This is a genomic window from Enterococcus sp. M-BR2 (assembly GCF_056612775.1).
This window is the reverse complement of record NZ_CM152743.1, coordinates 1,654,651-1,678,680: the sequence shown is the minus strand read 5'-3', so window position 1 is coordinate 1,678,680 and position 24,030 is coordinate 1,654,651. Positions and strand designations below refer to the sequence as shown.

The 24,030-nt window shown below is 38.3% G+C and carries 22 protein-coding genes and 1 tRNA gene; 18 read left to right on the top strand and 5 right to left on the bottom strand.

Going from position 1 to position 24,030, the window contains the following annotated elements; genetic code table 11:
• Window positions 1-56: 56 nt before the first annotated feature.
• Window positions 57-129, bottom strand: a tRNA-Lys gene (locus AC1F25_RS08190).
• A 380-nt stretch (window positions 130-509) separates the two neighbouring features.
• Here AC1F25_RS08190 and AC1F25_RS08185 point away from each other — a divergent pair.
• From AC1F25_RS08185 to AC1F25_RS08155, 7 genes are all read left to right on the top strand, one after another.
• The gene (locus tag AC1F25_RS08185) at window positions 510-1,076 is read left to right on the top strand and encodes a DUF1836 domain-containing protein (protein ID WP_002310031.1); all 567 of its coding nucleotides are present in this window, start codon (window positions 510-512) and stop codon (window positions 1,074-1,076) included.
• Window positions 1,066-1,926 carry a DegV family protein gene (locus AC1F25_RS08180; RefSeq protein ID WP_002343969.1) on the top strand — a complete coding sequence of 287 codons (861 nt, stop codon included), beginning with the start codon at window positions 1,066-1,068 and terminating at the stop codon, window positions 1,924-1,926. The genes AC1F25_RS08185 and AC1F25_RS08180 overlap by 11 nt, the downstream gene beginning before the upstream one ends.
• A 188-nt stretch (window positions 1,927-2,114) precedes the next feature.
• Complete coding sequence (gene yycF / locus AC1F25_RS08175; protein WP_002288850.1) at window positions 2,115-2,819, top strand: response regulator YycF; 705 nt, start codon at window positions 2,115-2,117, stop codon at window positions 2,817-2,819.
• A gap of 4 nt (window positions 2,820-2,823) precedes the next feature.
• On the top strand, window positions 2,824-4,659 hold the full coding sequence (gene walK, locus AC1F25_RS08170; protein WP_002310033.1) for a cell wall metabolism sensor histidine kinase WalK: 1,836 nt from the start codon (window positions 2,824-2,826) through the stop codon (window positions 4,657-4,659).
• A complete protein-coding gene (locus AC1F25_RS08165) occupies window positions 4,656-5,972 on the top strand; it encodes a YycH family regulatory protein (protein ID WP_002310035.1) in 1,317 nt (438 codons plus the stop codon). The genes walK and AC1F25_RS08165 overlap by 4 nt, the downstream gene beginning before the upstream one ends.
• Window positions 5,973-6,842, top strand: coding sequence for a two-component system regulatory protein YycI (locus AC1F25_RS08160; RefSeq protein WP_002310036.1), 870 nt, complete (start codon window positions 5,973-5,975; stop codon window positions 6,840-6,842).
• Window positions 6,843-6,896: 54 nt separating this feature from the next.
• Window positions 6,897-7,706, top strand: coding sequence for an MBL fold metallo-hydrolase (locus AC1F25_RS08155; protein ID WP_073490565.1), 810 nt, complete (start codon window positions 6,897-6,899; stop codon window positions 7,704-7,706).
• Window positions 7,707-7,806: 100 nt separating this feature from the next.
• Here AC1F25_RS08155 and AC1F25_RS08150 read toward each other — a convergent pair whose 3' ends face one another.
• Entirely contained in the window at window positions 7,807-8,436 is a 630-nt protein-coding gene (locus AC1F25_RS08150) for an NAD(P)-dependent oxidoreductase (RefSeq protein ID WP_479994034.1), read from the bottom strand.
• Between the two features lie 169 nt (window positions 8,437-8,605).
• On the opposite strand from AC1F25_RS08150, the gene AC1F25_RS08145 reads away from it, so the two are divergent.
• Window positions 8,606-9,904 (top strand): PTS sugar transporter subunit IIC, encoded by a 1,299-nt coding sequence (locus AC1F25_RS08145; protein WP_002348297.1) that lies wholly within the window; start codon window positions 8,606-8,608, stop codon window positions 9,902-9,904.
• 76 nt (window positions 9,905-9,980) lie between these two features.
• Here the strand turns inward: AC1F25_RS08145 and AC1F25_RS08140 are convergent, their stop codons facing one another.
• On the bottom strand, window positions 9,981-10,643 hold the full coding sequence (locus AC1F25_RS08140) for a CPBP family intramembrane glutamic endopeptidase (protein ID WP_002310041.1): 663 nt from the start codon (window positions 10,641-10,643) through the stop codon (window positions 9,981-9,983).
• A 223-nt stretch (window positions 10,644-10,866) separates the two neighbouring features.
• Here AC1F25_RS08140 and groES point away from each other — a divergent pair, with 223 nt between their 5' ends.
• From groES to AC1F25_RS08115, 5 genes are all read left to right on the top strand, one after another.
• Window positions 10,867-11,151 (top strand): co-chaperone GroES, encoded by a 285-nt coding sequence (gene groES, locus AC1F25_RS08135; RefSeq protein WP_002288862.1) that lies wholly within the window; start codon window positions 10,867-10,869, stop codon window positions 11,149-11,151.
• A gap of 51 nt (window positions 11,152-11,202) precedes the next feature.
• A complete protein-coding gene (gene groL / locus AC1F25_RS08130; RefSeq protein ID WP_002290607.1) occupies window positions 11,203-12,828 on the top strand; it encodes a chaperonin GroEL in 1,626 nt (541 codons plus the stop codon).
• A 331-nt stretch (window positions 12,829-13,159) separates the two neighbouring features.
• The gene (locus AC1F25_RS08125) at window positions 13,160-14,566 is read left to right on the top strand and encodes a PTS sugar transporter subunit IIC (RefSeq protein ID WP_479994033.1); all 1,407 of its coding nucleotides are present in this window, start codon (window positions 13,160-13,162) and stop codon (window positions 14,564-14,566) included.
• An 82-nt stretch (window positions 14,567-14,648) separates the two neighbouring features.
• Window positions 14,649-14,921 carry a hypothetical protein gene (locus tag AC1F25_RS08120; protein ID WP_002310043.1) on the top strand — a complete coding sequence of 91 codons (273 nt, stop codon included), beginning with the start codon at window positions 14,649-14,651 and terminating at the stop codon, window positions 14,919-14,921.
• A gap of 14 nt (window positions 14,922-14,935) precedes the next feature.
• Entirely contained in the window at window positions 14,936-15,859 is a 924-nt protein-coding gene (locus tag AC1F25_RS08115; protein ID WP_002316811.1) for a LacI family DNA-binding transcriptional regulator, read from the top strand.
• Window positions 15,860-15,974: 115 nt separating this feature from the next.
• On the opposite strand, the gene AC1F25_RS08110 is transcribed toward AC1F25_RS08115, so the two are convergent.
• Entirely contained in the window at window positions 15,975-16,727 is a 753-nt protein-coding gene (locus AC1F25_RS08110; protein ID WP_479994032.1) for a MerR family transcriptional regulator, read from the bottom strand.
• Between the two features lie 220 nt (window positions 16,728-16,947).
• On the opposite strand from AC1F25_RS08110, the gene AC1F25_RS08105 reads away from it, so the two are divergent.
• Entirely contained in the window at window positions 16,948-17,304 is a 357-nt protein-coding gene (locus AC1F25_RS08105; protein ID WP_002310047.1) for a DUF1827 family protein, read from the top strand.
• Between the two features lie 359 nt (window positions 17,305-17,663).
• Here AC1F25_RS08105 and AC1F25_RS08100 read toward each other — a convergent pair whose 3' ends face one another.
• The gene (locus tag AC1F25_RS08100; protein WP_002310048.1) at window positions 17,664-19,205 is read right to left on the bottom strand and encodes a helix-turn-helix domain-containing protein; all 1,542 of its coding nucleotides are present in this window, start codon (window positions 19,203-19,205) and stop codon (window positions 17,664-17,666) included.
• 442 nt (window positions 19,206-19,647) lie between these two features.
• Between AC1F25_RS08100 and AC1F25_RS08095 the strand changes: the two genes are divergently transcribed.
• From AC1F25_RS08095 to AC1F25_RS08080, 4 genes are all read left to right on the top strand, one after another.
• Window positions 19,648-22,431 (top strand): hypothetical protein, encoded by a 2,784-nt coding sequence (locus AC1F25_RS08095; protein WP_479994030.1) that lies wholly within the window; start codon window positions 19,648-19,650, stop codon window positions 22,429-22,431.
• 74 nt (window positions 22,432-22,505) lie between these two features.
• Window positions 22,506-22,805, top strand: a complete 300-nt coding sequence (locus AC1F25_RS08090; protein ID WP_479994029.1) for a hypothetical protein — start codon at window positions 22,506-22,508, stop codon at window positions 22,803-22,805.
• Entirely contained in the window at window positions 22,795-23,367 is a 573-nt protein-coding gene (locus AC1F25_RS08085; protein WP_002316807.1) for a hypothetical protein, read from the top strand. Before AC1F25_RS08090 ends, AC1F25_RS08085 begins: the two co-directional genes overlap by 11 nt.
• A 23-nt stretch (window positions 23,368-23,390) precedes the next feature.
• Window positions 23,391-24,014, top strand: coding sequence for a WxL domain-containing protein (locus tag AC1F25_RS08080; RefSeq protein WP_002320369.1), 624 nt, complete (start codon window positions 23,391-23,393; stop codon window positions 24,012-24,014).
• Window positions 24,015-24,030 lie beyond the last annotated feature (16 nt).

Below are 24,030 nucleotides of genomic sequence, written 5' to 3'. Positions count from 1 at the left end.
CTTCGAAACGTCCGAAGACGCCGACAAACTACCATTCTCGTGGGTTTGGCACCCAATGGGCCGTGAGGGGCTCGAACCCGCGACCCGCTGATTAAGAGTCAGCTGCTCTACCAACTGAGCTAACGGCCCATACAAAAAGTACTTAATAATAGTAGCACTAAGAATTTTAAAATGCAAGACTACATTTAAAGAAAATCAGAAAAATCTTTACTTCCTTATAGGAAATCATTCATAGATTATTCACATTTGCTCGTTACTATATAAGCATACCAACAAACAAAGTTCTTGCAAGAGAACAAACCCTAACACTTTTTTCATTTTTTACTCCTTTCCCGCCGTCTCCCCGGCGGGTCTCCTGTTCTTAACGATAAAAGACAAGAAGGCTTGGCCTTCTTGTTTTTTTGCTTTTATAAAATTCCATTAATTAAATCATCTAGTTAAAACAACTAGATTGAATGTTTATTATAACTCTGGTATCATGTTAATGAAATGAAAAAGGAGCGGTTACGATGGAAAAAATGCGTCAGCAATTAATGGAGTGGGGAAAAGAACTGGAAACATTCCGTCTGCCTCACTGGGAAGAGCTCCCCGACCTAGAACTTTATATGGATCAAGTCAGAACGTTAGTTGATCGTTATCTTTCACCTGTGATACAAGGAGAAAAACATCCATTGCTGACCTCCTCTATGGTAAACAACTACGTTAAACTGGGATTGATACCAGCACCAGTTAAAAAAAGATACAACAAAGAACATGTAGCATTTTTACTTGCAATCACTACATTGAAACAAGTATTGACTATTCCTGAAATCAAAGAAGGAATATTGTTCCAAGGAAAAACAGTGGGGATTCGTGAAGCTTATAATCTATTCTGTGATGAACAAGAAGCAGCTGTATGGATGGTCAGCCAATTAGCACAAGGCAAATCCCATCCCAAAAAATTCGACCAAGCGACCCCTGTAGAATATATTGCTGTAAGAGCAGCAACTTTATCGTTTGCAATGAAACTTCTTGCGGAAAAAACGATTGTTCTAGAATCCGAATACTTAAAAGAGGAGAAAACAAATGAAAAATGATAAAATCGCGATTTTAGTAGATTCTGGTACGGACGTGCCAGAAGAATTGATAAAAAAATATGAGATGTACATGATTCCTTTGAAAATTATATATAAAGATCAGGTATATACAGATAAAATAGATATTACACCTGAAGAAATCTATCAACGTTTGCCAGAGGAAATTCCAGGTACATCTTTGCCTGACGGCGAGTCGATCGCAGAAATCTTTGAGCAAATCAAAAAAGATGGTTATGAAAAAGTACTTGCGGTAACGATTTCCAGCGGATTGAGCGGGACGTATAACGTAGTTCGTTTGATTGCAGAACAGCAAGAAGAATTGGAAGCGTATGTACTAGATACGAAAAATATCGGTATTGGTGCGGGTTTTTCTGCAATACAAGCAGCGAAATGGTTAGAAGACGGTGTCGAGTGGAATCAGCTGATCAGTAATTTGAATGAATTAGTCGAAAGAACAAAAGTTTTCTTTAATGTTGCGACATTGGAATATCTCCAAAAAGGTGGACGGATTGGTTTGGTTGCTTCTATTTTAGGAACCGCTTTAAAGCTTAACCCAATCATCTCCTGTAATGATGAAGGAATCTATTACACAGTAGGAAAAGCTAGAGGACGTAAAAAAAGTTTGGATAAGACGGTTGCTTACGTCAAAGAAAAAATCGGCAATGCCAAGGTTTTTAACTTAGCCGTTGCCCACGGTGATGCGAAAGAAGAAGCGATTGAAATGGAAGCGAGGCTCAAAAGAGAGTTCCCGCAAGCAAACCAAATCTACTTTGGTCAAATTTCTCCGGCATTAGTAGTCCATACTGGTCCGGGATTATTAGGTGTCGGCGTACAAGTTTTAGAAGGATAAATCAAAAAAGGAAAACAGTGAGGTGAAAATCAGTGTTTTCCTTTTTTTATTGAAGTTAGAACAAAAAAAGAAAGTATTTTGCACTCCCATGTTAATTTTCTCTTTTGTTTTATAGGCAAAGATGAAACAAAACCAGAAATACGGTATAATGAAAAGGTGTGACAATAATATATAAGAGGTGGCTCTTTATGAAAAAAGTTTTAGTTGTCGATGATGAGAAGCCGATTTCGGATATCGTCAAATTCAATTTAGCCAAAGAAGGCTATGATGTTTATACTGCATATGATGGGGAAGAAGCCTTGGAAAAAGTTGCTGAGGTAGAACCTGATTTGATTTTACTTGATTTGATGCTACCTAAAATGGACGGCTTAGAAGTGGCTCGTGAGGTACGCAAAACTTATGATATGCCGATCATTATGGTAACAGCCAAAGATTCTGAAATTGATAAAGTCCTAGGCTTAGAGTTAGGCGCCGATGATTACGTGACCAAGCCATTTTCCAACCGAGAATTAGTTGCACGTGTCAAAGCAAATCTTCGTCGTGGTGCCACGGCTGCGAAGGAACCAGAAGAGGCAGCACCTGCTGAATTGACGATTGGTGATTTGACGATCCATCCAGAAGCTTACATGGTGACGAAACGAGGAGAAACAATCGAGTTAACACATCGCGAATTCGAACTACTCTTTTACTTGGCGAAGCACCTTGGACAAGTGATGACAAGAGAACATTTATTACAAACGGTTTGGGGTTATGATTATTTTGGAGATGTACGAACAGTGGATGTAACTGTACGTCGTTTACGTGAAAAGATCGAAGATAATCCAAGCCATCCAAATTATTTAGTGACACGTCGTGGTGTCGGTTACTATTTGCGTAACCCAGAACAGGAGTAATTGGATGAAAAGAAAAGTCCGCTTTTTTCGATCAGTCAATTTTAAGATCGCTATTACCTTTATTCTGATTTTATTGATCTCGATCGAAATTATTGGTGCCTACTTTATACGTGGTTTAGAACGTTCCACGATCAATACATTTATTAAAGATATGAATCAAACGGTGGAATCATTAGCAACAACAATCAGTCCGGAATTGAATCGAAAAGATAATGCAGATGATGAAGAGGTAAATGCGAATATCAAGAGATTTATTGAAAACAGTGCGACTAGCGATATAATCGAAATACGGGTCGTTGACGAAAAAGGGATCATCCGAGGAACAACCGATGTCAATGAACAAAGCGCTGTGGGAAAGAAAAATGATTATGTCGATATCAATGATTTCACAACTAAACGGTATGTTGCTTTAGATAACGACGATAAACGGGTGAATATCAATGTTCAACCGATCCTGTCCCCGACCGGCGATGCCGTTATCGGGGCTCTTTACGTCAAAAGTAATATCGAACAAAAATATTCGGAAATCAATAATACAGCAGTCATTTTCTTTACTGCCTCACTGATTGCTGCGTTTATTTCAATGATCGTCTCCGTTTTAGTGGCTCGTTCGATTACTCAGCCAATCGGTGAAATGAGAGAACAAGCCATTCGAATCGCTAGAGGAGACTACAGCCGGAAAGTCAAAGTGCATGGACAAGATGAACTAGGGCAGTTGGCTGATACCTTCAATCAGTTAGCTGAACGTATCGAAGAAGCTCAAGATACAATGGAGGCTGAACGCAATCGGTTGGATAGTGTGCTGTCTCATATGACAGACGGCGTCATCGCGACAGATCGCAGGGGGAAAGTCATTACAATTAATGATATGGCTGTTTCCTTGCTAGATGTCAAAAATGAGGAAGCAATTGGACAATCGATTTTGACACTTTTGGATATCGAAGAAGAATATACCTTGCGTAAATTATTAGAAGATCCAAACGAAATGGTACTTGACCGTTCAACCAGTACATTGGAGAGCGATCAGATGATCTTACGAGTAGACTTTTCCATGATCCGTCGTGAATCAGGTTTTATCAGCGGATTAGTAGCTGTCTTGCATGATGTGACAGAACAAGAAAAAACAGAACGGGAACGCCGTGAATTCGTTTCTAATGTTTCCCATGAGCTTCGTACACCACTGACAAGCATGCGCAGTTATATCGAAGCATTGAGCGAAGGTGCATGGAAAGATGAAGAAGTAGCGCCAAATTTTTTGAAAGTAACATTGGATGAAACAGATCGGATGATTCGAATGATCAATGATCTCCTGAATCTATCTCGCATGGATACAGGAAATACCCAGCTTCAATTAGAGTATGTCAATTTTAACGAGTTAGTGAATTTTGTTCTTGACCGTTTTGATATGATGGTGGGAAACCAAGAAAAAAATTATAAGATCCGTCGTGAATTCACGCAAAGAGATCTTTGGGTCGAAGTAGATACAGATAAAATCATCCAAGTAGTCGATAATATCATGAATAACGCGATCAAGTATTCACCAGATGGGGGAACAATCACTTGTCGCTTATTAGAAACGCATAATAACGTGATTTTAAGTATTACCGACCAAGGATTGGGGATTCCTAAAAAAGATCTAAACCGTGTGTTCGAACGATTTTATCGAGTAGATAAAGCACGTGCAAGAGCACAAGGTGGGACAGGACTTGGATTAGCTATTTCTAGAGAAGTAATCAAGGCGCACCGAGGCGCTATTTGGGCAGAGAGCAAGGAAGGAAAAGGATCGACTTTTTATATCTCGCTGCCATACGAACCTTATGAGGAGGAATGGTGGGAATGAGAATTTCTGAAAAAGTCGTTCGCGTAGGACTTATTTTGATGGTTGCATTAAGTTTATATTTCTCTTATGCCATCTGGCTGAGTCCAGCAGGGAAAAGTTCGATCAGCGTCGATGAGACAAACACTCAAATGATCGAGTCTCAAAGCAATCGGAAAACTTCTGAAGTTTTTCTTCCGCTTCATGTCACATGGCACCATTCGGGAATGATTCAAGAAACCAACAGTGAAAATCTCGTGTACCGATTGCAATTGATCATCGATAAAGCAAGATTCGGGAAGCTTTCTGAAGTCGTTTCGGGAGATGAATCACAATTCGAACAAGTGAAAAATCTGTCATCTGGTTTCGAGTTGGCCTATAATGCGCCTTTTTTGCTAAGAGAATATAAGGAAGCATTTGATTTAGATGTAGACGTCTCGAATTTGGCAAAAGAAAGCGAAAATATGTATTTTACTAGAATACAATTCGATCAAGGAAACAAAAAAATCCGATTTTTGAATTATTCGAACCACCTTGTATATGAAGCGAATATTTCATTGAATTGGGAGGATATCAACAAAGAATTAACAGCAAACGACACGAAATGGACAGAAATGTCAACAGAACCGTCGACGATCGACACCCAATATGCTACGAAACATTCAATCAAGTTGAAAAAGTATAGCTATATCCTTTCGCAGCAACCCTATACACTTTTTAGAAATGCTTTTTTCCAGAAACCAGATAGCGTGAAGAATAATGATGAAAGCAATGAATTGATTTTTTACGGTGGGAATGAAACGATGTCTATCCATTCGGAAACGCAAGTAGTTGATTTTCGAGGAGAGCTGCCAGAGAAAAAAGAAAATGCTAGTGTATTTTCTGAAAGTTTTCCCTATATTAGCAAATTAGGCAGTTCTTTAGGGAATCTCAGATATTTTGACCGCAGTGACAATACCATCGATTACCGGATCTTCGTGGAAGGCTTCCCGGTTTTTGGGACGGACAGCAGAGGACAAATTGGTGTGGAAGTTGGCGGTGAAACGAACGGTTCGGTGCAAGTGAATATCCAAACCAGTTTGAATACGATTCAAGTACCGATACCTTCAGATGAAGAAGTAGAACTTGCAAGTACGAATGAAATCATCCAGCAGCTGGAAGCTAAGGGAGCAGATAGCAACAAGATTGGTTCAGTAATCGTTGGCTATACATGGCAAAATGTTAAAGAAACGAATCGCGTCGTTGATCTCTTACCTGAATGGTATGTGAAATATAAAGATAACTGGTATTCAGCTAACGACCTTCTGGAAAAATTACCTGGATTGGAGGCGAATTAATTGGATTTTAAAAAAATCGAATGGATATTTTTCGTCGCTTTTTTAGGGTTGAATGTGTTTTTATTCAGCAGTTATCATGATGCGGTATACCAAGAAAACAATGTTATTCGTTCTGATCAGACTGAATCAATCCAAAAACGTCTGGCTAGTGACGATATCACTTATACGGGGAAGATTTCTTCTGAGAGCAAGCAAGGCTATTATCTTAGCGCGGAACAGACCAATCTTAGCACTTCATTAGCAAATTATCGCAAGGCTGGTAAAAGCGGATTGTTGGAAAGTGGCGTGTTTTTAGACGGCGATGTTTTGACAAAATCCTTATCCAGCTCAGAAGCTGAAAAGAACGTGATTGATCCAGATAAGATCCGCAGTTCTTTGGAAGATTTTTTAGCTAACAAAGACAATATTTTGTTCGGTAATGAGTATGTGTATACGAAAAACTTTTCTCATTTAGAAGAAGAACCACTAGAAATCCAAGCAAGCCAAGAGTATGAAGGTATTCCGTTCAATGATGATACAGCAAAAATCGTTCTTTCTTTAGAAAAAAACGATAACGATTATAGTATCACGAAATACATGCAGACGCATTTATCTGATATCGAACAGCTGCGTGAAAAGACGGAACTGTATACAGAAGAGGAAGCAATCAATACATTGTACATCAATAACAAAATACCAAGAGGATCAAAAATCTTATGGCGTCAACTAGCTTATTCCTGTATTCTGAAAGTCCGGGAAAAAAATGTGTATGTTCCTGTTTGGCATGTAGCGATTGAAACAAGTGATAAAGTGGTTCAAATCGAGAGCGTCAACGCTTTCAGCAATACGATCGTGACAAACAACACTGTACCAAAAGTGGAAGATCAATAAAAAAGCGAGTATAATGAAAAAAGTTTACAAAGTAAGAAGGGAAGTAGGAGTCAAATGGCTGAAGAAAAACCAGCTTTTAAAATCAGTATCCTAGCAAGTGGAAGTTCGGGTAATTCACTTTATATCGAAAGTGAAAAAAAACGGCTTTTGGTCGATGCAGGACTTAGCGGTAAAAAAATCACTTCCTTGATGGCTCAAATTGATCGGACACCGGACCAATTAGATGGAATACTTGTGACGCATGAACATCGAGACCATATACATGGTGTAGGTGTCTTAGCTCGTAAGTATCATTTGGATGTTTTTGCCAATCAGCAGACTTGGGAAGCGATGGAGCCACTGATTGGGAATGTACCAGTGGAACAAAAACATCTATTTGAGATGGGAAAAGTAAGAACATTCGGCGATATCGATATTGAGAGTTTCGGCGTCTCCCATGACGCAGCAGCTCCGCAATTTTATCGTTTCCATAAAGAAAACCATTCATTCGTCATGTTGACGGATACCGGATACTGCAGTGATTACATGCGAGGTGTCATTGAAAATGCCGATGGTTATTTGATGGAAAGTAACCATGATCTTGAGATGTTACGCATGGGACCTTATCCGTGGAATCTAAAACAGCGTATTTTAGGAGATAGAGGGCATCTTTCCAACGAAGATGGTGCACTTGTCATGACTGATGTGATCGGTAATCGGACCAAACGAATCTATCTTGGTCATCTTAGCAAGGAAAACAATATGAAAGAACTTGCTCATTTAACGATGGAAAATGTTTTGAAAGAAAAAGATTTTGGTGTTGGACATGATTTTGAAATCTATGATACAGATCCAGATGAAGCAACTGAGCTATTTTCGATTTAAACAGTGTAGTCAATAAAAAATAAAAACAGAAGATAAAATCAATCAGTGTTGGTTTTATCTTCTGTTTTTATTTTTTCAGATCATTGACAAAACAATCGTATTATCGGCTGACTACACTGATGTGCTGTTTTTCATGTTGTTTATCCAGTATCTCATCTACTAATGCAATCGCGTAATCTGCCATGCTGATCGTACTGTCGCCAGCAGCGTTTCTTTTTAAATAATCATCACTTAATAAATAAGTGCCTGAACGCTTGCCGTGTGGATCAAATAAAGAAGCTGGACTGATATAAGTCCACTGTAGATTTTTAGATTGTTTCAATTTTAACAATCCTTCGTACATATTGAAAGCTGTTGGATAGAAGGGTGCATTTTTAGGTACTTGGTCAATCATACGAGTCGTCTTTTCTGTATCTAAGAATAACGAAGAGGCACCCCCAACGACAATTAAGCGTGTACCGGTTCCTTCAAGTATCTCAATCAAATGGGACAAAGAAGTTTGATGCATTTCTTCTTTTCCTTTAGGAGCGTTGAAAGCATCAACGACAACATCAAAAGATGCAAGGTCAGTAGCTGTCAACTCAAATAAATCCTTTTGTATAAACGGAACATCTGATGGTAATTTTTCTGGATGACGCACAATTGCCGTCACATCTAAATCTCTGGATAATGCTTCGTCTAAAATAAATGAACCTGCATGACCAGTAGCGCCAATGATTGCGATTTTCATAAAAAAACCTCCTTTTTTATTCCTGTCCATTGTAAGAGGTTACTGGATATTCGTCAAAGAATCCGTTTTTTGAAAAGCTTAGTGCGCATTCCTTTCATGGTTCGTGATCATTGGGTATAGTTAAATTAAGAAAACTAGTTGATCAAATAGAAGATGAAGGAGATAAGAAATGAAAGAGTGGTTAGATCGTGCCTTTTTACCAATGGTAACATCTGTTGTGAATCTTAGACCCTTAACTGCTTTACGTAATGGAATGACTTATACGATCCCGATAATTATAGTTGGCTCACTGTTTTTCTTATTTGCTCATTTTCCTGTAGATTACATCGCTCAGTGGATAGATAAAACAGGATTTTCTATGTATTTTATACAAGTATACCAGGCTACATTTGACGTGATAGCCTTTTGGATCGTTTTTGCTATTGCGTATGCTTATGCAAAAGAAGAAAACATCGATCGCTTGCCAGTCGGGATGACAGCCTTGTCTGCTTACCTACTACTTATTCAGCCACTTAATGTTCAGGTAGAGATAGATAATATTTGGACAGGCGGTGAAGGGATACTAGGAGCAGTTGCTACTGGGCTCCTCATTGGATGGGGCTATGCACGTTTAGCAAGATTTGCGAAAGGGTGGAGGCAAAATGGGAAGATTCCTGAAAATGTTTGGCAGTCTTTTACTTCATTGATTCCAATACTTGCTATAGTCACTTTTACGCTTATAGGTTCAGCGGTTTTTCAACAGTTGTTCGGGATGACTGTCATTCAAGGAATATGGACGTACGTCCAACTTCCGATCCAATCGTTGATAGACACGTTATTCGGTGTGCTTTTATTAGGTTTTTTTGTCCCGTTTTTATGGCTATTTGGTCTTCATGGATCTGCGATGGTCAATGGGTTGGTTAGTCCGATCTTACAAGCAAACTCATTAGCAAATGCAGAAATCTTAGCCTCTGGAAAAGAATTGACTGTGGCAAATGGCGGACATATCGTTACTCAGCAATTTCTTGATCAATTCATGACTGTTACCGGAGCAGGTTTGACGTTAGGGGCTGTATTTTTTATGACGTTTTTTGCGAAATCCAGGAAATACCGAGAATTAGGAAAACTTTCACTTTTACCAGCCTTTTTCAATATCAATGAATCGATTATTTTTTCCACACCGATCGTGATGAACCCGATGATGGCTGCTCCTTTTATTTTCGCGCCGATCCTCTCAGGATTGATTACCTATTCCGCTTTATATTTTGGATTCGTTCCTTTATTTACAGCGGTCCAAGTTCCTTGGACAACACCGCCGATCCTCTCGGGTTTTTTAGTAGGCGGAGTACCTGCAGCGATTTTACAAGGTATCGTGCTGGCAATTAGTTTTTTCATTTATTTCCCATTTTTGAAAAAAATAGATTCTGCAAACTTCAAAAAGGAAAGACAGACAAAAAATGATGGAACAGCAGAAAAGATTATCGACTAAAAAAACAAAAATACTCCTGTCGCTTTAGATTGGAAAAATCACCAATCTAGGATGACAGGAGTATTTTTAATCATGTTTATACCAGTCCTTTTTGGACAGCTAATTGAACAAGAACAACTAATGTGTTCATTCCTACGTGTGTGATCATCGATGTCCAGATCCGACCAGTCGCTTTGTACTCTAGGCTGAAGAAGAAACCTAAGAAAAAGTAAATTAGCAAATGACCGTCATTATGAGCAAACGCAAACAGCAAAGAGCTGACCACTGCCCCAACCCAAAAATTTGAATACCGACTGATGATCCCCAGTATGCTGCGGCGGAATACGAATTCTTCCATGATTGGTCCGGCAACAGTTGTCGCCAAAATAAAAGCAGGTGCTTCCATGATCATCTGGATGATATTTTGTGTATTCTCAGAAGGGGTTGCTTCGCCAAACAATATAGATTCCAACATGACAGCGATGCTTTGCAGAATCAATGCGACAAAGATTCCAACTAATCCATAAATAACGATCTTTGGAACAGAAGCTTTTTTTACTGCTGATTCGATTGCTAACGGTTCACGTTGCTTAAAATAAAAAATAGCTAGGATAACTGCGCCCAGTATATACATGACTGCAGTTGCTGTGATCAATTCAGACGTAGATTTTACAAGTCCTATCGAAGCTAAGATCAAGGGTGAGATAAAAATTAGACCATAGCAAAAAATGCTGAGGAAACTATATTTTTTTAAAGACATGTAATTCCTCCTTTAAGGGATAACAAGCATGCAAGGCAAGCTTTTATCGATTGATTTTAATTATATCATAATTTCAATAAACAACTGTCAGAATAAAATTTCTTTTCTTTGATTTAAAAGCTTGCAAAAAAGAGGGAGAATGAGTATTATTAAAAATGTAGGTTAGCACTCGAAGGTTAAGAGTGCTAACGGATTAAAAAAAGAGTTATCGGAGGGATTTATCGTGTTAAAACCATTAGGTGATCGCGTCATTATCGAAGTCGCAAAAGAAGAAGAAAAAACTGTCGGAGGAATCGTTTTAGCTTCTGCAGCTAAAGAGAAACCCCAAACTGGGACAGTCGTTGCAGTCGGTGAGGGCCGTTTGTTGGAAAACGGTGAAAAAGTTCCTGCCGCTGTGAAAGCAGGCGACCAAGTTATGTTCGAAAAATACGCCGGTACAGAAGTAAAATACGAAGGAAAAGAATATCTGATCGTCGCAGGAAAAGATATCATGGCGATTGTTGAGTAAATTTTGAAGATAGAAAAAATAATCAAAAATAATCGATGAGGTGAATCAATCATGGCAAAAGAATTGAAATTTGCAGAAGACGCACGCGCAGCTATGTTACGCGGGGTAGATAAATTAGCAGATACAGTGAAAGTAACATTAGGACCTAAAGGCCGAAATGTCGTACTAGAAAAATCTTACGGCTCTCCATTGATCACAAATGATGGTGTGACGATCGCAAAAGAAATCGAGTTAGAAGATCATTTTGAAAACATGGGTGCAAAACTTGTATCAGAAGTAGCATCAAAAACAAATGATATTGCCGGTGACGGAACAACGACAGCAACTGTTTTGACACAAGCAATCGTTCGCGAAGGTTTAAAAAATGTAACTGCAGGTGCTAATCCTCTAGGCATTCGCCGCGGGATCGAATTGGCAACAAAAGCCGCAGTGGAAGAGTTGCATAATATCTCAACAGTTGTTGATTCAAAAGAAGCCATTGCACAAGTAGCAGCTGTTTCTTCAGGTTCTGATAAAGTTGGACATTTGATTGCTGATGCAATGGAAAAAGTTGGAAACGACGGTGTCATCACAATTGAAGAATCAAAAGGAATCGAAACAGAACTAGATGTTGTAGAAGGTATGCAATTTGATCGTGGTTACTTATCACAATATATGGTAACAGATAACGACAAAATGGAAGCTGTTCTAGAAAACCCATATATCTTGATTACAGACAAAAAAATCTCTAACATCCAAGACATTCTGCCATTGTTAGAACAAATCTTGCAACAATCACGTCCATTATTGATCATTGCTGACGATGTAGATGGCGAAGCATTACCAACGCTTGTTTTGAACAAGATCCGCGGAACATTCAATGTAGTAGCTGTAAAAGCTCCTGGCTTCGGTGATCGTCGTAAAGCAATGCTTGAAGATATCGCTATTTTGACAGGTGGTACAGTAATTACTGACGATCTAGGTCTAGAATTAAAAGATGCAACAATCGAAAACTTAGGAAATGCGTCTAAAGTTGTTGTAGATAAAGACAATACAACGATCGTAGAAGGTTCAGGAGAAAAAGAAGCCATCGAAGCGCGTGTGCAATTAATCAAAAACCAAATTGCTGAAACAACTTCTGATTTTGATCGCGAAAAATTACAAGAACGCTTAGCTAAATTAGCAGGCGGTGTAGCTGTTGTTAAAGTCGGTGCAGCTACTGAAACAGAATTAAAAGAATTGAAATTACGTATTGAAGATGCATTGAATGCTACACGTGCCGCAGTAGAAGAAGGAATGGTCTCAGGCGGTGGTACAGCTCTAGTGAATGTTATCAGCAAAGTTTCTGCTGTAGAAGCAGAAGGAGACGTGGCAACAGGTATCAAGATTGTTGTTCGTGCCTTGGAAGAACCAATTCGTCAAATCGCTGAAAACGCTGGTTATGAAGGATCAGTGATTGTTGATAAATTGAAGAACGTAGAACTAGGTACTGGATTCAACGCTGCTACTGGAGAATGGGTAAACATGGTTGAAGCAGGTATCGTAGACCCAACTAAAGTAACACGTTCTGCCTTGCAAAATGCCGCTTCCGTTTCTGCCTTGTTATTAACAACAGAAGCAGTCGTTGCAGATAAACCAGAACCAGCAGCACCAGCAGCTCCTGCAATGGATCCATCAATGATGGGCGGTATGATGTAAGAAAAGCACCTTGCTTATCTAGCGTAGCCCATTATTTGAGGAAGATAGATAAAAAAGTAGAAAAGGAAGCAAAATATTTCCTTTTCTACTTTTTTTGTATATCCATTCATAATAATCGTTATTTAAAGGGTATCATTTGCTTTTGCGAGTAGTTGGAAACTATACTATTTATAAAGGATTATGCATATTTTTTGAATTTGCATAGTTATTTATTTTATCTGCTAAAAACAGATAGCCAGATAGGAATAACTATGCTATATTTATAATATCATTATAATGTATGCGTATTCAAAACGGGGCTTCGGTAACAATAAAAACAGGAGGAGAAAAAATGAATGGATTAATGAGTTGGATGGAGAAGTATATTTTGCCAGTTGCAACGAAAATCGGGTCGGAGAAACACTTGGTTGCATTGAGGGATGCTTTTATTAGTACGATGCCAGCTACGATGGCAGGAGCAATTGCTGTTTTACTGAACGCATTTATGCGGGATTTTCCGAATACGTATCTAGGTGAAGGGAATGCGATCACGACATTTTTTACCCCAGTCATTGGCGTAAATGGATTGATCTGGAATGGTACTTTAGCTATTATGGCAGTGGTCTTTGCCTTATCACTAGGAGCGAATCTAGCGAAAGCCTATGAGGTCGATCCTGTCTCAGGAAGTATTGTTTCTCTGGTTGCGTTTATTATTGGCTTACCCGATGCAGCAACAGCGGTGTTGACATTGCCCGAGAAGCTTTCGCAAGACGCAGCAGATTTGATTACTTCTGCAGGTGGTGTGATTGCTGGAACGCCAGACGGAGGACAAACGTTATCAGTAGGCGCATGGGGCTATTTTAATTTTGGTAAATATATGGGTGGGTCTGGTTTGTTCACTGCTATGATCTTTGGATTTATTTCTGTCATTATTTTTGCGATTCTGATCAAGAAAAAGATCATCATACGGATGCCGGATGCTGTGCCACCTGCTGTAGCAAGAGCTTTTGCGGCGATTATTCCTGCATTAGTTTCTTTATACGTCGTTGGTGTGATTAATTATATCTTTAGACAAACAGCTGGTGAGCCGCTGATTGACTGGATTTCTGAAGCCATACAATCTCCTTTGATGAACTTGTCACAAGGTTATGGAGCGGTCTTTATCATTGTTCTTCTTGTGCATGTTCTTTGGTTTTTTGGTCTTCACGGCACAAATATCATGTCACCTGTTTTGCAGACCTTATATGGTACCGCGATGGTCGAAAACACGAATGCCTTTCAAAATAATGAGCCCATCCCTTTCAAATGGGTGGCAGGTTCTTTTGAAGCTTTTGTCTGGCCGGGAGGAGCTGGAGTCACGCTGGTGTTGATAGTTATGATTTTATTTTTATCTAAACGGGCAGATTATAAAACGGTAGGAAAGTTAGGGATTGCACCAGGAATCTTCAATATCAATGAACCAGTGATGTTTGGTCTTCCTGTTGTGTTGAATCCGCTGTTGATGATTCCGTTCATCTTGGCACCTCTTGCGACTGCAACGATCGCCTATTTTGCCACGATGGCCGGGCTTGTTCGTCCGGTTGTAGTAAATGTGATTTGGGTCATGCCAACGATTATCAGTGGATTTTTAGCTACTGCGGGAGATTGGCGAGCCATCGTTTTAACAATCGTTAATTTAATAGTAGCTGCTTTAATCTGGGCGCCATTTATTTTAGCAGCAAACCGCTTAGATCCAAATTTAGGTGAACCAGAGGAATAGAATTTTTCTATTGCAAAACAAACTCCTTGATATGAGACGCGTTTCATACACTATACTCAAAGTATCAAAAGGAGGGCTTGCAATGAATACCTATGTAGAGATAACAGATGGCACAACGAACAAATATTTTTATGCGTTTGTCGAGTTTAAGGGATCCATATTAACGTTGTACAGTTTTCAAGGGCTGAATAAGAATATAGTAAAAGAAATACCAATGAATGAAATCGAAACGTTGACAAAAGATATATATTGGGGTGGACAGCGGATCAGTTTTTCTCATGATGGAAAAATGTATCAGTTTTTTGAATGCGGTCCAGCTGTGGTAGACTATTTACAAGAAAATCTTTTTGTATAGGTGGCGAAGCAGCAGTGGCAAATATTCGAGATATCGCAAAGCTCACAGGTTATTCAGTTTCTACTATTTCACGTGTGATCAATGGACATCCATATGTAGATGAGGAAAAAAGGAAAGAAATACTTGCGGTCATGAAAGAAGTCGATTATATCCCTAATGCAAAAGCCAGACAGTTGAGTTATGGAAAAACGAAAAGTATCGGAGTAATCTTGCCTTATACCAACCATCCGTACTTTGATCAGCTGATCAGTGGGATCATTGAAGAGGCGTTTGACTATGATTACAAAGTGACGCTTTTACCGACGGGTTATCAGAAAGAAAAAGAGCGAAGCTATCTTGAAGAATTTGCAGCTAAAGCGTTTGATGGATTGATCATCACATCTCGTGCCAATACACTAGAAGATTTGCTAGATTATCAAAAATATGGTCCTCTAGTTTTTTGTGAAGAAATCAAGGAAAAACAGGCAAGTTGCGTCTTTATTGATCGAGAACAATCGATTACAGAAGGTCTTTCTTATTTGAAGCAGCAAGGGGTAAAACGATTGGGCATCACATTGGGGCGAAGTGGCAGGCTGAGTTATAATTCAAAGATTACTTTGCAACTATGTCGTCGACTTTTTCCGTTTTTTGATGAGTCACTTGTTTTTTGGGATTGCATAGATGCAGAGAAAGGAAAACAAGCAGGTATCTTTTTTAAAGACCATAGAGTTGATGGGGTCTTTACAAATTCGGATATGGTCGCAGCAGGCATCTTGCAAAGCTATCTGCAAGATAAGGTACCAGTGGTGATTGGACGCGATAATTTGCTGATCAGCGAGCTTCTTGGCTTTCCAACGATTGATCACCATCTGGAAGCTTGCGGAGAAATGGCTTTTCAATTGTTTCTTACAGAAAAAAAGGATAAAGTGAAAATACCTTACACGTTTATTCAGCGCTGAATTTTGGCAAAACACTTGTAAAAAATGAATCAGACACCAAATGTTAGTATAAAAAATCTAACTTTGGTGTCTGATGTTTTGTTGTTCGGTCGTTTTTGTCGGATCATGTAAACTGTTATGCCTTTTTTTGGATGATTTCATTTAATGCTTTTGCTGCACCATGACCACCTCGTTCGTCATAATATGCAGTGAATCGTTCATCGGCTTCGTACATCATCCCTAATCCTTTATGCGCTTCCGGCTGATATTCAGACCAGCTGTAAGATAACCACTTCTTATGAGCTTGAAAGATGCGATCTGCTAAGTTTTCATCTGTAGGAGCTTGTAAATAAAGAGTGAGATCAGCTAAAATCTGCTTTTCAACAGTTTGCATTTCTTCATACGTTTCTTTATCCATATTCATCCATTTTTCGTTGGATGCTGTAACCTTTTCTTCCCCGTATTTTTGTCGAATCTCTTGTCCATAAGTTTCTTCATTTTCTTTCAATTTTTGTTGTTTGAACCCTTCAAATTTTTCTTTATCACTCATTTTTCTTCCTCCTTCGTATCTATCAAGTGTTTGTTGGACAGTTGCCAAGAGGATGTCGATTTGTGCCCGTTTTTCTAGAAGCATCTGCTGATGTTCGATTAAAGCTTTCTGGTGGTCAAAATGCGGATTATCTAAGATTTCTTGAATATCCTCCAACTTGAATGCCAACATTCGATAAAATAAGATATGTTGCAGACGATCGACTTCTTTTTTGCCATAAATCCGATAACCTGAGGAATTGATCCTAGCTGGCTTTAGCAGTCCAATCTCATCATAAAAGCGCAAGGTTCTCGGACTGACTCCTGATATCTCTGACATTTTCTTTATCGTGTATTCCATTATTTTTCCTCCTGACAAATGTAAGCATAATCCTTTACGTAACGAGAAGGTCAAGAAAAAAGTGTATTTTTTTCTCATAAAATTATGTTATACTATTAAGTGATAAAAGGTAAATCCTTTTGTTTTTAAAGGTTCAATTGTAACCGATTCCTTAATGTTGGGAACAACGGGGAATATATGGGATTGAATCTAAATCGACTATATAGAAAAGAGGAATGAGATGAAGCTAATCGAAACACCTGTGAATAGTAATTTAAATATTAAGACATTTTATCCTAAAGTAGTAGAATTCTTTTTTGGGAATACGGCCATTAATTATTACAAATTATTTTCGTTAGATCGGACACAGTTGCTGCTAGTGGACACATATGACAAAAAGCAAGTTGTGATGATCAATACGAAGAAAAAAATCACAAGGCAAGAAATCGACTATGCGATTCATCACGTTTTAAAAATGACACGGGAAGATGTCAAAGTCCATATAGGAGTGAAACAGGAGCTGGAACGTGCCGGAATACAATTCAAACGTCCAAATAAAGATATTGTAGTTGTTGAACAAAAAAATACGATGGATTGATGTCCTAACGACTAATCATCTTTATGCTAAATCGCTCCATCTTTATGATGTATACAGTAAAAAAGAGGTTGCGAAAAAGCTGTTCTGCATCAAGTAATAAGAACAGCCAAACAAAAATAGTTCGTCATATTTTTTGTTTGGTTGGGCTTATTACAACAGATGCAAGCTTTTGAGCACCGTTTAAGGAAGAGGTTGTGAAAACAGCGTTTTGACCTGTGTATTAGAGAAACAAACGGAAAAATAGTTCCTCATATTGTGCCGTTTGTTGAGCTAATACCGAGGAGTTGGCAGGAGAACACCGTTTATTTGGGAAAAGGGACTGTGACAGACTTTTGTCGCAGCCCTTTTTTGCAATCCAATTATACGAACAATTGTGGTTTAATTGACGGCAGCTTTTTTCTTTCAGTTTTTTTTAAAAGCAAGTGAAACTTCTTATTTTCATGAGCTTTTTTCAATTCAAGGTACAACTTGACATAATCTGTCTTTCCTTCCAAAAAATTCACTACATAATAACTTCTATCCGTTTCTTTGGGCATAAGATGTACAGAAGAGACAATCAGAAAATCAATGGGTTGTATTTCTTCATAGGATAATTCCTTCAGTTCGATAAAGGACAAGTCTTTTAAAAAATTCTTGATATCTTGGGTAAAAAAATAATTCGTTTCCATCACTAAAGAAACTTGTAACTTAGTTGAATTTTCATTGTCCTCGCAACATTGCAAAGTCAGCCATGCAAATATTTCAGCTAAATCGTTGCAGCAAATAGAAAGCCATTGATAATTATGTCGCCGCCCCATCTTATTCAAGAAGAAGGTAAAATGCTCTTTTAAATAGTAATAACTTGATGACTTCTTTTTATGAAAATAATTCATTAGAAAGAAGAGTGTCGGAACACGCTTTGGAAAAAGATAATAACAAAAAAGAATATTAAATAAATGAAGGTGAACAATTTGATTGTGTTGAAAAACACGGTCATCAGGAAAAATCTCAGTTTGCCAATAATTGTCAAGTTCTTTCAATAATGAAGAAAGCAACTGTCCTTTTTTGTCGAATATGTCTAAAGCTTCATTAAGAGTAGGATTCTCATATTGAAAGGTCGGTGCATAAAACACCATAAATTGTGCAAAACGAAATTCACTATCTTGATGAGAGGAGGGAATAGAAAAATGTTCACCAAAAAGGCATTTTATTCGATGATCATTACTAAAAACTGCTTCGCTATAGCGAGGGTCATCCTCTACATAGTGACCTTGTGCAATCCGCTGAGTGGTAATCCCAGCAAAAAGACAAACTTCTTTTTTTCCTACGAAACTCCAATTTAAAGATGTATGCTTAGTAAGTTCAGCCAATTTTTTTAATAACTCAGATTTTGAGACGTAAAAAGCATAATCTTCATTTCCACGAGAAGCTGCCCAAAGAATATTGAATAATATCAAGCGAATCAAGCGTTCGTCTCCTTTGAAAGATAATTGACTGCGATTAAAAATGACATCGAATTCCTGTACATAATCGGCTAATGACTGCAGATGCCGCATAGCAGAAGCACGACTAATGAAATTTTCTTGGCAGAATTCCATCAGATTTTTCTCTGGATAGAAAAGAGAAGATTTGATTGCGCGATAAGGGAGGCTCTGCTGGATAAGATAGGAATAATAATAATCATAGTTTAAATCAGTTGGCAGGTTCTGGTTGATCTTGTTTTTTGACAATAATTTGAATCCAGAAAAGCAAAAGTCATCAAATTCATTCTCCATTTCATTCAATATATTTTTTACGACACTAGAAGATAAATCAAGTTTTTTACTGATTTCTTTGATAGTTAATTCATGTTGCTCCTCCAATAGATGAAAAATTGCTAACTTGCGGCGTTCTTTCTGGGTAAACACAATATTGAAAAACATAGGACCTCCTTTTTGATTGCTTATTTCTTTAATTAATTAAAAATACAAATATTTTATAAACTATTATTCAACTCCAGATCATTTCTAGATACCTCTTCATTTTTCTTTATATCCGCTTAAATTATATTTTTCTCATTTTTTTGGTTTTATTTCCTTTTTATTGTCTCAAATTTGAACGATAAATACAATTTATTTGAGAAAACACTTCCATTGTTTATAGATTAATGTTTTTTTATTAAGTTGATTGCTACCTTTTATTATGTTTTTAATGGATGTTTACGGTATTTTTTTTGTTATTATATTTTTTAGCACCCTCTTTCTAATGTGTTTGCAATCTTATTTTAATTAAGTTAAATTTTAGTTATCGGATAAAAGATGAGAACGACTATATCGGAGCTTTTTGAAAAAATCTCACTAATATTCAAGAAGGGGAAGAGAGGAAATGAAAAAAACGAAAACTGTCTCGCATTATGGCAGTGTAGTTTTTATGGTTGCTGTCCTATTTTTATCGCAACTTGCGGGACTGTCGCAGATCACTTTTGCCAAGACTGAATCTGAAAAAGTAGTAGCTGATGAACATGCGAATATTGTGATCGATTACGAAATGGATGAGGAACTGAAGCAGATACAATGGAGTATGACATATGAGAAGCATGCAAAAGATGAAGCTGAATATCAAATGCAATTTAAGCTGGAAATAGTTGAACACGAAGGATTATTACTTAGAGAAAGCATTCAGGAAATCGAACGTACCTTTGGAAAAGTAGGACCAGTTGATGAGGAATGGTACTACGCAGGTGATTTTTCTTCGGAGAATGAGAGAATTGAAATCGTTTTTAAAAGCCACATAGTAGAAGAGTATAATCAATATCATCTAAAAATCACGCCAAGGCTAATGAAACAAACAGAGGATGAATTAGTAGAAGTCTTGATCGGAGACCAAGAAGAATATACTGTCGTGGTAACTTTACCAGAAAATATCACAGCATCTGAAACACAAGAAACAAGTGAGCCTTCTCCAGAGATTTCTAAAGAAGTAGAATCAGCAGAAATCCCAATAGACGATTCAATAGAAGAATCAAAAGCAGAAGCGGAAGAAGTCGGAGTCTATGCAGCTCCTAATATGTCAGATCCTACTCTAAATGGGGCCTACGATGATGCGATTCCGCTAAATAGTTTGTTTACGATCCCTGACTATTTAACGATTGTACGAAATGTTCCAAATTTTGTGGACAATAACAAAAGTATCCAGATGACGCCAAATCATATTTTAACTGCACTTTACAATCGAGGACATATGGTTTCAAAGAGTCAAAATACGATCAGATTTTCAAACTTGACAAGAGATATCCGGTTCACTAGCTATATGTATTTTGATACGGACACAGAAGGGATCTCCTTTTTCTTACATGATGGGAATCCTACGAGTTTGTTACACAGCCGACGAGGAATCCACAACAAATATGATCCCACTGTGGTTATGAACCATGACGCAAAAGCACTGGGTGCCTATAAACATAAAGATCCTATTGGTCTATTTGACATTGATCGGCACATGGCAAATGCAATGGTCCTTGAGTTCGATAATCAAGTATCTACAGGTCCATTAGGAAATCGAGATAAATTTGGAGATCAAGGTCTTTCTGGTGCACATATTGCAGTGGCTCCTTCCGATAGTCCTGCTACCAAAACTCTTATAAAAGATTTTGAAACAAATAATGCCTTTGTGACAGGTAGTTGGTGGCAATTGGATGTCAACATTACTCCAACAGGGATCCTTCGCTTTTTGATGACAGATTTACGAGACGGCGGATATGGAACAACAACAGGCGAGATCAATATCAATGACTATTTTTCCAATCTCCAATCAAAAAATCTTTATTGGGGATTTGCTGCGACGGCAACTTATACTAAAGATAATTACACGACATTGTTTATGACAGAGCCAAATTTTGATATTCAAGGTGAACTAGTCCATGAGATAATGATGCAAGGACAAGGGGGAGCAGAAAATGTGAGTGGTCAGACAGTTGCTGCGGATACAGAGTTGGAACATACGGTTACTTTTTACAACGAAGAGGGAGACGGTAGTATATTCCTTACTCCTAGTAATGATAATGGTCTCTCGATTTTAACTTCTGATCTGGAAGAAAGTAAATCGAACCCTTTCAAATTTACGGATATGGTCCCGATAAGTGAGTATCAGCCTTATTTTACTTATCAAACTATAAGTAATAATGACGAGATCATAGAGCATCGAGTAAATGCGATGTATGATGACTCTCTACAACGCTTTTATCCAATAGAAATTATCGAGATAGAAGTAGGTACAGTATTGAAGTTGAATTATAAAACAAAAGTAAAAGCAGAATTCCCTGGGTATGAGGATCATGATGTCTATGAACGAGTATCCTTCAGGGGAAGAAGTCTTTCTCCAACAGGCAGTTACTATGATACACAGGTGGAACAAGCCGTTCAATATGCGATCCAGCGTGAGCCCAATACCCCACCGGAATTAGCGAATCTAAGAACGGTAGATGGACAAATGGCTGAGAAAACTACGTTTACTGATTTCAAAGAGCGATTTCGTTTTGCTTTTGATTATGGTGACGGTGATTTGGACCGTTTGTATTATAGTGTGTGGATCAATGGAGAAGTTCTTACCGAAAATCAAATGCTCCTCAATGCACGAGAAGAACTTCAAACACTTAGATCAGCAGCATTCACGATCGACATAAAAGATCTAGAGGGGGTCTTTCAACGAGGTGAAAATACGATTACTGTAACGCTCACTGATAATCGTATTGATGAACCGCTTATTTTGGAAGAGAGTTTTCAGGTGGAAGGTTATCTGGGATTTGAATTCGTGACAGAAGAATACAGCTGGAAGTATGCTCGATCACAATTGCCAATGAACAGACAAGCACAAGCACGTGAAGAAAGGATGCGTGTTGTTACTAGAAACACATTGAATACATCGGATTCATATAAAGTAACCGTATCTGCTGAAGAACTAAATCATGTGGATATGCAACATGCGATTAGTGAAGGGTATCTTGTGTTCAAAAATGAAATGGGAGAAATCGCACTTTCTGCTTTAACACTGGAAATTGATAAGGTTTATGAATTTTCACAAGAAGAAGGCTTGTTACTGCGCCTAAACAGTCAAGATAGAACAGGAGTATATTCTGGAACGATCACGTGGAAAATTGAAGATGTGTTATAGCAAGAAGCTAGCTTTGAAAGGGGGGGATCGTATGGCTGGCTAGATACTAGAAAAAAAGTGGAAAGGAGAAAACAATGAAATCAAAAAACCGATACTGGATGATTTCTGTTCTTCTTCTTCTACTCCTGTTCTCGTTATCGATGCCAGTGGTGAATGCTGCTACCCAAGCTGGTGAAACGCATGCAGTCATAGAAATCAATGAACGGGAGATAGGAAAGCAGACTGAAAAGGGAGAAGAAAAACAGAAAAGCAGTTTTCCAGAGGCAAATGAAGCAAAGGCAGGATTGATTTCATTTGTTGGGACGCTGTTGATTATCGGCGTTATTTTAGTCTATCGTCATCAAATACGTGGAGGCGAAAAACATGAAAAATAGATTTTCGCTAGCGTTATGGAGTGCATTATTCATAGGAATGTTTAGCTGTTCTTCTGCTGTTCACGGACAGACCGAGGGTGCGACTTCTCTGAAAATCGTTCCTTTGAATGAACAATTTCCACGGATGTTATACATTGATGATTTACTGTTCGTATCGCGCTATACAGATGAACACAATCAAATCCATCGAGAGAGCAACGATTTATCGATTACCTTTCTTGATTCTCGAAAAGAGAGCACAGAATGGCAACTACAACTGAAAACAGAAGACTTCCGTTGTAAAAAAGATGGTCATCTTTTGACTGCCGATTATCAATTAGGCAGAGGAATGTTCAGCGGAAAGAACGAAGAAGCTGTCAAAGGATTGGAAGCTTTCGAATATGATCACCAAGATGCAGGAAAAGAGTATCGTACGATCATCCAGTCAACAGGAAACAAAGAACGTGGAATCGTTACATATACGATTCCTGGCGAGCAGTCAACACTCACTTTTCCTGAGGGGACATCTAGTGGTCATTACTACTCGAAACATTATTGGCGATTTGTGAATGCAGAATTTTGATGAGAAAAAAAGGAGGACAAAAAATGAAAAAATTAGTAGGGGTTTTAAGTACAAGTGCGATGTTATTTACATGTTTTGCACCAACAGTCATGGCAGCAGAATTTGGTGAACCAATGGATGGAACGACTAGAGTGGAGATTACTGACTTTTTAGTAGTGGATGATCTTCCAACTTACCCAGGGATTTTTACACTCGATGATGTTCCTGATATCGATTTTGGTGAACATACGGTGGCGCAAATCAGCGCAAATACAACTGTCAATGGTACTTTTGATGGCGCATTGCAAGCTTCCGATTTTCGTCCGCTAGAAGCCAGCAAAACAGAAGCTTTAGAATTGATCAGCGAATACACTGGTGTTGAAGATACAACAGAGCTGACAGCAGCTTGGGAGAATGCTGTAGTTGCGGGAGACTGGGTATTGACAGTCAGTGCAACAAACTTAACAGATGATATTGCTTCTGCTCTTACGATCAATGGAGAAAATGTATTAGAATCTGCAACAACTCTTCCGATATCTTATGTTTCCGGTACATTTGATCATATAAATGAGCTCACATCAGAAGCGCCAACACTAACAGTCAAAGCGAATACACCGGTTGGAGAGTATACTGGTACAGTTACTTACACAGCAGTGGATTCGATCTAACAGCAGTATTTCAAGT

Bases quoted from the DNA above. Each gene is read 5' to 3' on its own strand.
- AC1F25_RS08185 (WP_002310031.1), top strand. From the start codon at position 510: ATGGAAAAAATGCGTCAGCAATTAATGGAGTGGGGAAAAGAACTGGAA.
- AC1F25_RS08180 (WP_002343969.1), top strand. From the start codon at position 1,066: ATGAAAAATGATAAAATCGCGATTTTAGTAGATTCTGGTACGGACGTG.
- yycF (WP_002288850.1), top strand. From the start codon at position 2,115: ATGAAAAAAGTTTTAGTTGTCGATGATGAGAAGCCGATTTCGGATATC.
- walK (WP_002310033.1), top strand. From the start codon at position 2,824: ATGAAAAGAAAAGTCCGCTTTTTTCGATCAGTCAATTTTAAGATCGCT.
- AC1F25_RS08165 (WP_002310035.1), top strand. From the start codon at position 4,656: ATGAGAATTTCTGAAAAAGTCGTTCGCGTAGGACTTATTTTGATGGTT.
- AC1F25_RS08155 (WP_073490565.1), top strand. From the start codon at position 6,897: ATGGCTGAAGAAAAACCAGCTTTTAAAATCAGTATCCTAGCAAGTGGA.
- AC1F25_RS08150 (WP_479994034.1), bottom strand. From the start codon at position 8,436: ATGAAAATCGCAATCATTGGCGCTACTGGTCATGCAGGTTCATTTATT.
- AC1F25_RS08145 (WP_002348297.1), top strand. From the start codon at position 8,606: ATGAAAGAGTGGTTAGATCGTGCCTTTTTACCAATGGTAACATCTGTT.
- AC1F25_RS08140 (WP_002310041.1), bottom strand. From the start codon at position 10,643: ATGTCTTTAAAAAAATATAGTTTCCTCAGCATTTTTTGCTATGGTCTA.
- groL (WP_002290607.1), top strand. From the start codon at position 11,203: ATGGCAAAAGAATTGAAATTTGCAGAAGACGCACGCGCAGCTATGTTA.
- AC1F25_RS08125 (WP_479994033.1), top strand. From the start codon at position 13,160: ATGAATGGATTAATGAGTTGGATGGAGAAGTATATTTTGCCAGTTGCA.
- AC1F25_RS08120 (WP_002310043.1), top strand. From the start codon at position 14,649: ATGAATACCTATGTAGAGATAACAGATGGCACAACGAACAAATATTTT.
- AC1F25_RS08110 (WP_479994032.1), bottom strand. From the start codon at position 16,727: ATGGAATACACGATAAAGAAAATGTCAGAGATATCAGGAGTCAGTCCG.
- AC1F25_RS08105 (WP_002310047.1), top strand. From the start codon at position 16,948: ATGAAGCTAATCGAAACACCTGTGAATAGTAATTTAAATATTAAGACA.
- AC1F25_RS08100 (WP_002310048.1), bottom strand. From the start codon at position 19,205: ATGTTTTTCAATATTGTGTTTACCCAGAAAGAACGCCGCAAGTTAGCA.
- AC1F25_RS08095 (WP_479994030.1), top strand. From the start codon at position 19,648: ATGAAAAAAACGAAAACTGTCTCGCATTATGGCAGTGTAGTTTTTATG.
- AC1F25_RS08090 (WP_479994029.1), top strand. From the start codon at position 22,506: ATGAAATCAAAAAACCGATACTGGATGATTTCTGTTCTTCTTCTTCTA.
- AC1F25_RS08085 (WP_002316807.1), top strand. From the start codon at position 22,795: ATGAAAAATAGATTTTCGCTAGCGTTATGGAGTGCATTATTCATAGGA.
- AC1F25_RS08080 (WP_002320369.1), top strand. From the start codon at position 23,391: ATGAAAAAATTAGTAGGGGTTTTAAGTACAAGTGCGATGTTATTTACA.